Genomic DNA, 12,288 nt, shown 5'->3' with positions numbered 1-12,288 from the left:
GATGCGATTGCGGCACGTCGGCGCGCGTGCGGAAGCGGCCCTGCAGCACACCAACGCTGGCGGGACAGGCCATCAGCGCCTTGCGCACCAGATCGATTCCACTGAAGCACACCAGTTCCGGCATGCAGCGCAGGCAGTGCAATACGCGCAACAGACCTAGGATCGGCCTGCAGGCTACAGACAAGAAAACAGGCACCTGTTGCGAGGTGCCTGCATCGTTGCAGTGGCAGGCCAGGCGCTGAAAGCGCGCCCGGCCTGGTCAGCGATCAGAACGTGTAGTTGAAGGTCAGCATGCCGTTGCGCGATGCGCCCCATGCGCCATAGCCACCGTTGAACTGCGCGTAGTAGCGCTTGTCGAGCAGGTTGTCGACGTTGAGCTGCACCGAGAACTGCGGCGACAGACGGTAGCGCGCGAAGGCGCTGACCAGTGCGTAGGCGCCTTGCTGGAAGGTGCCGTAGGCCGGGTCCACGTAGTACGAGCGGTTCTGCCAGTTGACGCCGCCGCCCACGGTCAGATCGCTCCACGCACCCTGCGGGGTGTAGCTGTTGAACAGCTTGAGGGTGGTGCGCGGCAGATGCGTGTTGATCGAGGTGCCGTTGTCATCGCGTGCGGTGTAGTGCGAGACGCCGAAGGTGGTGTTCCAACCCTCGGTCACCCGCCCGGACACCTCGAAATCGAAGCCTTCGCTGACCACGCCGTTGGCGGCCTGGTACGCCGATTCACTGCTACCGGGCACGAAGCCGCCGGTGGCCACGCCCAGGTTGTCCTGCTCGATGCGGAACACCGCCAGCGAGGCATTGAGCCTGTCGTCGAACCACGCGGCCTTGACGCCGGCCTCGTAGCCCTTGCCGCTCAACGGATCCAGGTAGCCGCCATTGGCATCGCGCAGCGTCTGCGGATTGAAGATTTCGGTGTAGCTGACGTAGGTCGACCACACGTCGTTGATATCGTAGACCAGGCCGGCGTACGGGGTGACTTCAGTCTGGGTGTCGGAGAACGGCACCAGGCCTTGCGTGGTCGAATCGAAGTTGCGGCCATCGATCTGCCAATCGGTATAGCGCGCACCCACCAGCAGCGTCAGCGGATCTGCCAGCGAGAAGCGTGCAGCCACATAGGCGGCCTTCTGCTTGATGGTACCGTCGCTCTGCACCGTGCGTGGGCTCCAGTTGGGTTCCGGGTACGCGCCGGTCCAGCCGAAGTAGCTGTCAAGTGCCGCCGGGAAATCGAAGGTGCCGTTATTGACGTACTCGCGGCGGTTGTAGCTGGCGCCGGCGACCAGCTGATGCTCGCGGCCGAACAGCTGGAACGGGCCTTCGGCATAGACATCGGCACCATCGGCCTTGCGCTCGGTCAGATAGTTGCCCGAGTACGGCACCACGCCGCCGCCGGTGGCACGGTCGAACCCGAAGATCGTATAGAACGGATAGAACAGGTGATTGGCCGCTTCGGTCTTCTCGTGGCTCAGATTGGCCTTGATGGTCCAACCGTTGTCGAAGCTCTGCTGCAGGCTGGCGAAGGTGCGCTGCAGGCGCGTGTCCCAGAACGTCCAGTCGGCTGCCGGGTTGAACGAACGATCGTAGCTCGTGCGGGTGCCATCGCTGTAGAACAGCGGGAAGCCGCCCCAGGTGACATCGTCCGATTCCTTCTTCTGGTACTCGTAACCCACGCTCAGCAAGGTGCTGTCGGTGAGGTCGGCGTCGATGATGGCCGAGCCGATCTTCTTGCGCAGGTTGTAGCGGTCCATGTCCGACTCGCCGTCCTGGTACACGCCGATCACCCGTGCGCGCACGTTGCCGCTGGGGCTGAGCGGCACGGTGACATCGGCCACGCTGCGGGTCTTGTTGAAATCGCCGCCACCCACCGACACGGTGCCGGTGAAGTCGCGGCTGAGCGCATGCTTGCGCACCAGGTTGATCGAGGCCGACGGATTGCCCGAGCCGGTCAGCAGGCCGGTGGCGCCACGCACCACTTCGACGCGGTCGTACAGCGCCACGTCCAGCGCCGAGTCACCGTAGCTCCAGGCCTGCTCCATATAGGCCGGGATGCCGTCGAACTGGTAGTTGTCGATGTAGAAGCCGCGTGCGTAGAATTCCAGCCGCTCGCTGTCGCTCTGCGCCACCGAGATGCCGGTGGCGTTGTTGAGCACGTCGGTGATGCTCTGCAGGTTCTGGTCATCCATGCGGTCGCGGGTGATCACGGTCACCGACTGCGGAATCTCCCGCAACGACAGGTCCATGCGCGTGCCGGCGGTGGTCTTCTCCACCGTGTAGCCCTTGGCCTGTTCCCCCTGCACGATCAGCCGGTCCAGCGTGGTGACCTCGGCATCGGGGGCGGCAGCAGGCGTCTCGGCCAGCACCTGGCCGGCGGCCATGGTGCACAGCGCGGCCAGCAGCGCGCGCGGCAGGACATGGCGACGCGCGCCCACGGAAGCAAGACGCAATTCGGTACTACGGATCATCGGGGACTCCAATGCAGACGGGTCAGACCACGCGCTGCGAAGACGCCGCGCCGGCAACAGGGGGGAGGAACGCTGTGCCGGACCACCGGCAGCGCGCCATTTTAATGGGAATGATTCACATTTTAAACCGCCGAATTGACATTTTTTTAGCATTCGCTTGACACAAGCGAGCGCTACCTGGCTGTGGGACCCTCAGATCGATCTGCATCCCCGCAGTCCGCCATCGCCATAGCGATCCACCAGCGCGGACCCGATCCGGCCGTCCCGAAGGAGAGCAGCACGGCCCGTTTCGATGGACTGTCTGTCAGACCAGGCAACCCCGTGCTGCCACGCACCGGGCACGATCCCAATCCGCCGATGCGGGATGCGCAGTTACAGGCGCTGACAAGGATCCGCGCATTGGCGCTGGCCGACGACGCGCACTGACGCGTGCAATGGTCCGTTGCACGACGCCCCCCCTTCGCGCACGAGCCCCACAAAAAAAGCCGGCTTTCGCCGGCTTTTTTCAGGCAACACGCAAGGCCTTACAGCGCCTTGGCCGCCGCAACCACATGCTCGGCCGTAATCTTGAAGTACGCGTACAGCTGATCCGCCGGCGCCGAGGCACCGAAGGTATCGATGCCGACCACATCGCCATCCAGGCCCACGTACTTGCGCCAGAAGCCGGTCACGCCCGCTTCCACCGCCACGCGCTTGCGCACCGCATTCGGCAGCACCGACCCGCGATAGGCCGCATCCTGGCGATCAAACACATCGGTCGACGGCATCGACACCACGCGCGTCTTCAGGCCGGCCGCGTCCAGGGTCTGCTTGGCTTCCACCGCCAGCCCGACTTCCGACCCGGTGGCGATCAGGATCACGTCCGGCACGCCGCCTTCGGCATCGGCCAGCACATAACCGCCGCGCTCGATCAGCTTGAGCTGCTCGTCGCTGCGCGGCTGGTGCTGCAGGTTCTGGCGGCTGAACACCAGGCAGCTCGGGCCGTCCTTGCGGGTGATGGCGGCCTTCCAGCTCACCGCCGATTCCACCGCATCGCCCGGGCGCCACACATCGTTGTTGGGGATGTAGCGCAGCGAGGCCAGGTGCTCCACCGGCTGATGGGTCGGGCCGTCTTCGCCCAGGCCGATCGAGTCGTGCGTGTACACATGGATGGCGTGGGCCGGATTCAGCGCACTCATGCGCACGCCGTTACGCGCGTAATCGCTGAACACCAGGAAGGTGGCGTCGAACGGAATGAAGCCGCCGTGCAGGGCCAGGCCGTTGGCGATGGCGGTCATGCCGAACTCGCGCACGCCGTAGTAGACGTAGTTGGCATTCGGGTCATCGGTGGCCACCGACTTGCTGGCCTTCCACAAGGTCAAGTTGGAATGCGCCAGATCGGCCGAGCCGCCGATCAGTTCCGGCAGCAACGGCGCAAACGCTTCGATCGCCAGCTGCGAGGCCTTGCGCGAGGCGATGGTCTGGCCGTCCTGCTGCGCCTTGGCGATATAGGCATCGGCCTGTGCAATGAAGTCGGCCGGCAGCTCGGCATGCGAGCGGCGGGTCAGCTCGGCAGCTTCGGCCGCATACTGCTTGCCGTACTTGTCGAACAGCTGCTCCCACTCGGCCTGACGCAGCGTGCCGGTGCCGTTGGCGCGCCAGCGAGCATAGATCTCCTCGGGAATCTCGAACGGGCCGTACGGCCATTCCAGCGCCTTGCGTGCGCCCTCGAGTTCTTCCTTGCCCAGCGGTGCGCCATGCGAGGATTCCTTGCCGGCCTTGCTCGGCGCACCGAAGCCGATCTTGGTGCGGCAGCAGATCAGCGTGGGCTTGTCGGTATTGTCCAGCGCGGTCTCGATGGCGGCCTTGATCTTCTCGGCGTCATGTCCGTCCACATCGCGGATCACATGCCAGCCATAGGCCTCGAAACGCTCCGGGGTGTTGTCGCTGAACCAGCCGGCGGTGTTGCCGTCGATGGAGATCTGGTTGTTGTCCCAGAACGCGACCAGCTTGCCCAGGCCCCAGGTGCCGGCCAGCGAGGCGGCTTCGTGGGAAATGCCTTCCATCATGCAGCCATCGCCCATGAACACCCAGGTGCGGTGGTCGACGATTTCCAGCTCCGGGCGGTTGTAGCGCTGCGCCAGCAACTTTTCGGCCAGCGCGAACCCGACCGCATTGGCAAAGCCCTGCCCGAGCGGGCCGGTGGTGGTCTCCACCCCGGGGGTTTCGCTGCGCTCGGGATGGCCGGCCGTCTTGCTATGCAGCTGGCGGAACTGCTTGAGCTGCTCGATCGGCAGGTCGTAGCCGGACAGGTGCAGCAGCGCGTACTGCAGCATCGAGCCGTGGCCGTTGGACAGCACGAAACGGTCGCGGTTGAACCACTGCGGGTTGTTCGGGTTGTGCCGGAAGAAATCGTTCCACAGCACTTCGGCAATATCGGCCATGCCCATCGGCATGCCGGGATGGCCGGATTTGGCGGCTTCGACCGCATCGGCGGCGAGAAAACGGATGGCGTTGGCCAGCTGGCGGCGGGTGGGCTGGGTCATGGGCGTCTATGGAAGCGGAGGGGAACACCGCTGGAAGCGGAGACGCTTATTCTCCCACAGAGCGCGTTAGGGAGCCGGGATTGGGGAGTCGGGATTCGGGATTGGTGAAGCCGAGCCAGAGCCTATGCAGCCTCGTCTGCTAGACAGCGGTGCAACTGGCGGCGCAAACGCGGTCGCAGCACCGCAAACCTGACCTGGCACCTGACGGTCGCAGCAGTCCGCTCTAACGAATCCCCAATCCCAACTCCCGAATCCCTACTCCTCGCCCTTGGCAACCAGGGTCGTCAGCGCCAGATCGCCGGTCACGTTCAGCGCCGTCCGGCACATATCCAGGAAGTGATTGACGCCCAGGATCATGCCGATGCCGACCGGGTTGACCCCGACCATCGCGCAGATCAACGCCACCACCGGCAGCGAGCCGGAGGGCACGCCGGCGGTGCCGATGCCGCCCAGGATGCACACCAGCATCACCATGAACTGCTGGCCCAGGCTCAAGTCCACGTTGAAGAACTGCGCCAGGAAGATCACCGTCACCCCTTCGAACAAGGCGGTGCCGTTCTGGTTGGCGGTCGCGCCCACGGTCAGCACGAAGCGCGACACCCGCGGCGGCAGGCCCATCTCGTCGGCCACGCGCAGGGCGGTCGGCAGGGTGGCGTTGCTGGAGGCGGTGGAGAACGCCATCATCGTGGCCTCCTGGGTCTGCCGGAAGAAGCCGATCGGCGAGCGCCCGGCGAACTTCACCGCCAGCCCGTAGCTGACCACCATGTGCAGGCCCAGCGCCAGCACCACCACGCCCACGTAAGCGCCCAGACGGATCAACAGATCGAAGCCGAACAGCGCGGCCAGGTTGAACATGAAACAGGCCACCGCATACGGCGCCAGCCGGATCACCAGGCCGATCAGGGTCATCGAGATTTCGAAGATGCCTTCGATGCCGCGCTTGAGCGTGGCCACTTTTTCATCGGCGGTCAGCACCATGCCCACGCCGAACATCACCGCAAAGAACATCAGCGACAGGATCGCACCGTTGCTGGACGCCGCAGCGATCACGTTGCTGGGCACGATCGACAGCAGCATGTCCATGCCCTGCGGCTGGGTGCCGGAGCTGGAGATGATTTCGCGGGTGCGCTCAGCGTTCTGCTGGATCAACTGGTTGGCCAGCTGCGGATCCACGCCCGCACCAGGCTTGAGCACATTGACCAACACCAGCCCCAGCAACACCGCCACGCCGGACAACACGATGGTGTAACCCAGGGTGCGCCACCCCACCCGCCCGAGCGCGCGGATGTCGCCCATTTCGGAAATGCCCATCACCAATGCCGAAAACAGCAACGGCACGATCAGCATGAAGATCAGATTGAGGAAGATCTGCGAGAACGGAGTGGTGACGTACCTGGTCACCATACGCACCCAGTCGGCATCGCTGCCGGCCAGGTAGTAGACCGCCAGACCCAGCAGCAGACCGACGGCGAAGCCAATGCCCATCTTCCAATGCAGGGGCAGGCCCGGGCGGCGCGCGGCGGGGGATGCAGTCATCTGGTCAGGCCTTGATCTGGACACAAGCCCCGGAGCTTAACAAACGCCATCGACGCGGCCACCTACTCGGCCGGCCGCCATGCACCCGCCCGAGGGTAGGTGTCTCTCACAACATCAGGTGATGCAGGCGTTGGAGCGGGCGAGGCCCCTGCGACCAGCCCGCGGATCAGCCGTGCTGCAAGTGCTCTGTCCGCAGTGCCCAGGCCTCATCGGGACGCAATGTAGAGCAACGAATCCATCGACCCAGGGCGTCATCTAGTCGCGACAGGATGCGTGAATCAAAAGCCCGGTGAATCGAGGGCGCGGTGCCCTCACCGCACCAGGAAGTTAGTCGGCTGCTTTATTGAAAGCGTTTCGCTCGGCTTGCGCGGGGAGCTGATCGGACGCAACGTGATTCGAATAACGCACGCCATGCCCTGCTTGTAACTGCGCACACCGACCATCTGAACTGGTCATTGCCCGCCCACCGTCGCGGGACCTTACGCGGCATGGATGCCGCGTAAGAGCTTACAAGGACGTACTTGCAGCGTGTCCCGCGATGGTGGGCGGGCAAGGGCCCGGCAGCCACGCCGCAGACCAAACGCCTTGCCTTGAAAAACCGCCTTTCTTTAAGTAGCACAGCTTAAAGAACCAGCTGCACCCGCAGTCAGCGCGTCAAAACGAGGCGCAGCACGCCGGCTAACCAAGATCTGTCCACCGCTGCCGATGCAGCGACACCGATCAAGGCGCCGGCGGATACAGCGGCGCCAATACCTCCGGCTCCGCAGCGGTGGCATGCCGCCAACGCGGCCCCTTGGCGAAGGCCTCGCGCAATGCCAAACGTGCACTGCCCACGTCACCATCGCCGCCCCAGCGAGCGCGCTGCATCTGCGCCACCGCCGCGCGCTGCGCCGGGTCGCTCAACGCGGCCAGCACGCTGTCGATGTCGGCAACGCCGGCCATGCCACATAGCACCGCAGCCACATCGTCCATGCCGCCGGTGTCGAGCGCGCGTCGCAATTCGGCCACACCGTGGGTCACACGCCGGCCGGGCGCAGCTGCATCGCCGGCATTGAGCACCGGCGCGCCGTGCGCACCGCCGCGACGCCGTGACAAGGCCCACACCAGGGTGGCAATCCACAGCAGCGCAAAGCCCATCGCCGCAGCGATCCAGCCCCACGGCCGTTGCGTGGCCGCCGGTTGCTGCAGACTCAGCGTGCTGGCCGCAGGCGTGGTCGCCGGGTTACCCGGTGACGGACTGGCTGCCGGCGCGGGCGCCGGTGCCGCAAACGCACCGGTACCGGCCGCCACATCCAGCGTCAGATCCGGCAGCGAGGCCGTCTTGGCCGCCGCCGCGCCCACATCCCACCATGCCACCTGCAAGCCGGGCACCACCAGCGGACCGGCCCGGTTGGGCACGATCGAATAGCGGCGGGTCAGCCGCAGCTGCGGCGAGCCATCCACGAAGCGTTCTTCGTACTGCGCCGGCTCGGCAAACACCTGCGCGTCGGGCACGCTTGGGGTCGGCAATTCGGGGAACTGCGCCTGGGTGGCGCCGCGCGCGCTGGCCTCCACCACGATCTGCGCCGCTTCGCCGGCGGTGGCGCGCTGCGGCGTGGTCGTATACCGCAGCTGCAGGCTGCGCAACGGCAACCACGGCTGCGGCGCATTGGCCGGTTGTGCACGGACCTGCAGCGGGATGCTGGCGCTGCGCGCGCTCAGCTCGCCATTGCCGCGACCGAAGTAATCGTCGAAGAAGCCCCCGACCGAACGCCCGTTGAAGCGCGCCGACGGCAACACCAGGCGACCGCTGCGCTCGGGCACCAGCAGGTAACGTCGTTCGACCACGTTGTATTGACGGTTGTTGAGCACCTTGACCGAACTGACGTCATCGCCGATGCGCTGCAGCGATGCACCATCGGGCGCTTCCAGATCCAGCTCGCCGGATGCCAGCTGCGTGGCGAAATACAGCCGCACCACCACGCCCACACTTTGCTGCACATAGGGCTGCGGATCGTCCACCTGCGTCTGGACAAACGCATCCTCATTGCCTTGCGCCGCAGCTGCTGCGCCGGGCGCGCTGCTGCCGGCATCGTTTGCCGAAGCGCCCACCTGCAACCGCAACGGTTCGGTGCGCTCGTTACCGACGCGGATCGCCGGCACGATCAGCTCGCCGCTCTTGCGCGGCGTCAGCACCACACCGAACAGCGCGCGCACCGTCACCGACCCATTGGTCACCTGCATCTGCTGGTTGGCGCTCTTGGCCCCCAGGGTGAAATCGTTGCGCAAGGGCGTGTAATCCGGATCGACACCGCGTTGATCGGTTTCGATGTTCAACATCACCACGTCGCCGGCATTGGCGCTGTCGCGGTCCAGCCACGCGCGCGTGACGGCACCCACCGGTGCACAGGTGAGCAGCATCACGCCGGTCAACATGCCGATCGCCGCGCGACGCAAATGGTGTGTGCCGATCATCGTCCGTCCCGTTGCCTGCGTTCGTGTTCCAGCCTGAATTTGGTGCGCAACAAACTGCCCGGATCATCCGGCACCCGCCGCAGCCAGGCATCCACCGCCTGCCGCTGTTCGCGTTGCTCCGGCGTCTCATCCGCCGCCGCTGCGGCGGCCTGCTTGCCGTCCGCATCGGCGCTCTTGTCACCGGCCTGCGCCATCGCCTGCTGCATCTTTTGCCGCTGCGCCGCGTCGGCCTGCTGCTGCGCCTTGGCATCGGCCGATTGTGGCGCTGCGTCCTGCTTGCTCTGCTCGCCCTGGCCGTTTTTGGACTGCTGGTTCTGCGAGGCTGCGTCCTGCGGCGTCTGCGCAGACGGCTGGTCCTTGCCATCCTGCTTGCCTTGCGAATCCTGCTTGCCTTGCCCGTCCTGGCCAGGCGTCGGGTCGTCCTGCGCGTTCTTCCCGGACTGATTCTGGCTGGCGCTGTTCTTGTCGGCCTGCTTCTGGTCCTTGGACTGGCCCTTGCCGTCCTGGTCTTTCCCATCCTTGTTGTTCTGCTGCTGACGCTTGCGCGCCGCATCCACCGCCGCACGATTGGCGATGGCGTCGGGCTGATCCGGGTGTTGCTTGAGCGCGCGATCGTAAGCCGCAATCGCTTCGTCGTACTGGCCCTGCCTGGCCAGCGCATTGCCGAGGTTGTACAGCCCCTCATCGGTGGGCACATTTTCGAAGGCTTTTTGTGCCGCGGCAAAATCGCCCTTGCGATAGGCCTGCACGCCGGCATCCAGACGTTGCTGCTGCACCTGGTCGGCGCGTTGCCACAAGGTGCCGTCGGCAGCATGTGCGGGCTGGGCCAGCGGCAACACGCACACCAGGGCCAGGACCGCCACAACCGCACGCCGCCGGAACGCCAGCAGTGTCAGCAGCATCACCGGCAGCAGCAGCCAGTAACCTTCATCCAGCCAAGTCTTGCCGCCAGTGGATTCGGCGGTTTCATCGGCCAGCGGCTGTTGCGCCGGATCGAGCACGCCCAGCGCACGCAGGTCCGCATCGTCGGCAGTGATACGCGCATAGCGACCACCGCCCTGCCCGGCAAGGTCGCGCAGGCTGCCCTCATCCAGTCGTGTCTGCGCGATCTCACCGGTCATGGTGCGATAGGCGGCGCCGCGCTCGCTCCCCACGCCGAGCGCAGACACGCTGAATCCACGCGAGCGCGCCAGCCGCGCAGAACTCGAGGCCGCACGGTCGGCACTGTCGCTGACCAGCAGGATCTCGCCTTGCTTGAAGCCGGCCTGCAGCAGCAACTGCGTGGCCGCATCGATTGCCGCATCGGCGCGCTTGCCGTCCACCGGCATCACCGATGGCGACAGCGCATCCAGGAACAACGCCACGTTGGCCGTGTCATCGGTCAACGGTGCAACGGTGAAGCTCTCGCCCGCATAGACCAGCAGTGCGACTTCCCCACCGGCCCGCTTGCGCAACAACGTGGCCAACTTGGCACGCGCCTGCAGCAGGCGCGAGGGCGGCAGATCGTTGGCAGTGATGCTGGACGACAGGTCCAGCGCCACCACCAACGGCATACTGGAGCGATACACCGGCCGCTCGGTCTGCCGCCAGCTCGGCCCGGTCATCGCCAGCACCGCCAGCGTATAGGTCAGCGCAGCCAGCACGAATCCCAGCCATCCACGCCGACTGCCCGACACCAGCAGGGTCGGCAGCAGGTGTGCATCCACACTTTGCCGCCAGACATCGGCATCGCGTCGACGCAGCTGCCACAGCACCGCCGCCGGCACGATCGCCAGCAGCGCCCAGAGCAGACGCGGGCGCAACAGATGCAGCGACTGCAGCCAGCCAGCCAGTTCGGTCAGCGCGTTCATCGCCATCTCCGCGGCAACACGTAGGCGAGCAGCGCAATCATGATCGCAGCGCCCAACGGCCAGTAGTAACGTTCCACGCGCGGCTGCACCGACGGACCGAGCGCCTTGACCGGTTCCAGCCGATCCAGCTCGGCATAGATGCCGGCCAGCTCTTCGGTATCGCGCGCACGGAAGAAGCGCCCACCGGTTTGCGCGGCGATCTTGCGCAAGCCGTCTTCGTCGATATCGTCGTTGCCCGTGGCCGGAATCGGCACACCGAACAACGAATAGCCGCCATTGCCGCCAAAGGCAATCGTGTGCACCCGCACGCCCTGGGCCTTGGCAAGCTCGGCGGCCTTGAGCGGATTGAGCACGCCTGCGGTGTTGACACCATCGGTGAGCAACACCACCACGCGCTGGCCCTGCTTCTGCTCGCGCAGCCGTTTGACCGACAACGCGATCGCATCGCCGATCGCCGTTTCGCGCCCGGCCAATCCCACCACGCTGTCGGCCAGCTGGTCGCGCACGGAGGTCAGGTCGGCGGTCAACGGCGTCAACGCGTACGCCCGCTGACCAAATACCAGCAGACCGACCCGGTCGCCGTCGCGACGATCCAGAAAGTCCGACAACACCGCCTTGGCGGCGGTCAGGCGGTCCACCACCTTGCCGCCGAGCACCATGTCCGGCTCGCTCATGCTGCCGGACAGATCCACCGCCAGCATCATCTGGCGTGCCTCGCGCGGCGGCTGGATCACATCGCCCAATTGTTGCGGGCGCGCCAGCGCAGCGCACAGGAAGAACCAGCCCAGCCACGCCAGCCAGCGCGGCACCCGCAGCACCGGTGCACTCTTAGCCTGCGCGACCGCCTGCAATTGGTCGGCGTAAGGCACGCGCAGTGCCGCCGTATCGGCGCGGCGCTGCGGCCAGAACCACATCAGCAACGGCAGCGGCATCAACCACCATGCCCACGGCCATGCGCAGTGTGCCAGCGCATCCTGCCATTGCGACCACTGCAGCCAGTTCATCGCCGGCCTCGCATCAAACCCAGAAAGCGCTGCCGTGCCAGTGCCTGCACCGTATCCAGATCGGTCACCGTCGGCGTACGTTGAAAACCACCGTCCAGCAGCGCGCGACCCGGTCCCTGCGAAAAGGCCCGCGTCTTACTTTTGCGCCCATCCAGAAACTGCAGCCATGCCTCGCCCTGCAGGCGGTCGGCCTGCGCATCGACGCTGCGCGCTGCGCGACGCAGCAATATCGACAACGCTGCCAGGCGCTGTGCGGGAGTCGTTGCGCGCTGCAGTTCGGCATCGAATGCCGCCAGCCACAGACGCTGCCGCTGACGGCGGCGCCACCACCACCAGCCGACCGTGCCAAGCACCAGCACCACCGCCGTAATCACCAGCCACCAGCCCGGCGCCAGCGGCCACCACGACGGTGACGGCGGCAGATGGACATCGCGCAGCGGCAGCGATTGCGGTGCCATCG

General features: G+C 65.9%; 7 protein-coding genes. All 7 read right to left on the bottom strand.

Going from position 1 to position 12,288, the window contains the following annotated elements; genetic code table 11:
- Positions 1–266: 266 nt before the first annotated feature.
- The 7 genes from fhuE to EO170_RS19535 all read right to left on the bottom strand — a co-directional run bounded on the left by fhuE (position 267) and on the right by EO170_RS19535 (position 12,286).
- Entirely contained in the window at positions 267–2,459 is a 2,193-nt protein-coding gene (gene fhuE, locus EO170_RS19575; RefSeq protein ID WP_126947553.1) for a ferric-rhodotorulic acid/ferric-coprogen receptor FhuE, read from the bottom strand.
- A 524-nt stretch (positions 2,460–2,983) separates the two neighbouring features.
- Positions 2,984–4,984, bottom strand: coding sequence for a transketolase (tkt, locus tag EO170_RS19565; protein ID WP_126947547.1), 2,001 nt, complete (start codon positions 4,982–4,984; stop codon positions 2,984–2,986).
- 255 nt (positions 4,985–5,239) lie between these two features.
- Positions 5,240–6,520 carry a dicarboxylate/amino acid:cation symporter gene (locus EO170_RS19560; RefSeq protein WP_180707915.1) on the bottom strand — a complete coding sequence of 427 codons (1,281 nt, stop codon included), beginning with the start codon at positions 6,518–6,520 and terminating at the stop codon, positions 5,240–5,242.
- A gap of 720 nt (positions 6,521–7,240) precedes the next feature.
- A complete protein-coding gene (locus tag EO170_RS19550; RefSeq protein ID WP_126947545.1) occupies positions 7,241–8,974 on the bottom strand; it encodes a BatD family protein in 1,734 nt (577 codons plus the stop codon).
- Positions 8,971–10,824, bottom strand: a complete 1,854-nt coding sequence (locus EO170_RS19545) for a tetratricopeptide repeat protein (RefSeq protein ID WP_164741109.1) — start codon at positions 10,822–10,824, stop codon at positions 8,971–8,973. The genes EO170_RS19550 and EO170_RS19545 overlap by 4 nt, the downstream gene beginning before the upstream one ends.
- A complete protein-coding gene (locus EO170_RS19540) occupies positions 10,821–11,828 on the bottom strand; it encodes a VWA domain-containing protein (protein WP_104584793.1) in 1,008 nt (335 codons plus the stop codon). The genes EO170_RS19545 and EO170_RS19540 overlap by 4 nt, the downstream gene beginning before the upstream one ends.
- Complete coding sequence (locus EO170_RS19535; RefSeq protein WP_104584789.1) at positions 11,825–12,286, bottom strand: DUF4381 domain-containing protein; 462 nt, start codon at positions 12,284–12,286, stop codon at positions 11,825–11,827. The genes EO170_RS19540 and EO170_RS19535 overlap by 4 nt, the downstream gene beginning before the upstream one ends.
- Positions 12,287–12,288 lie beyond the last annotated feature (2 nt).

Origin of the sequence: Xanthomonas sp. BRIP62409 (genome assembly GCF_003992965.1) — a bacterium.
Classification (GTDB): Bacteria; Pseudomonadota; Gammaproteobacteria; order Xanthomonadales; family Xanthomonadaceae; genus Xanthomonas; species Xanthomonas euroxanthea.
Note: the sequence above shows the minus strand (reverse complement) of the source record. Positions and strands in the feature narration are given on the sequence as shown.

Excerpts from the sequence above, each read along its gene's own strand:
- fhuE (WP_126947553.1), bottom strand. The coding sequence starts at position 2,459 with ATGATCCGTAGTACCGAATTGCGTCTTGCTTCCGTGGGCGCGCGTCGC.
- tkt (WP_126947547.1), bottom strand. The coding sequence starts at position 4,984 with ATGACCCAGCCCACCCGCCGCCAGCTGGCCAACGCCATCCGTTTTCTC.
- EO170_RS19560 (WP_180707915.1), bottom strand. The coding sequence starts at position 6,520 with ATGACTGCATCCCCCGCCGCGCGCCGCCCGGGCCTGCCCCTGCATTGG.
- EO170_RS19550 (WP_126947545.1), bottom strand. The coding sequence starts at position 8,974 with ATGATCGGCACACACCATTTGCGTCGCGCGGCGATCGGCATGTTGACC.
- EO170_RS19545 (WP_164741109.1), bottom strand. The coding sequence starts at position 10,824 with ATGAACGCGCTGACCGAACTGGCTGGCTGGCTGCAGTCGCTGCATCTG.
- EO170_RS19540 (WP_104584793.1), bottom strand. The coding sequence starts at position 11,828 with ATGAACTGGCTGCAGTGGTCGCAATGGCAGGATGCGCTGGCACACTGC.
- EO170_RS19535 (WP_104584789.1), bottom strand. The coding sequence starts at position 12,286 with ATGGCACCGCAATCGCTGCCGCTGCGCGATGTCCATCTGCCGCCGTCA.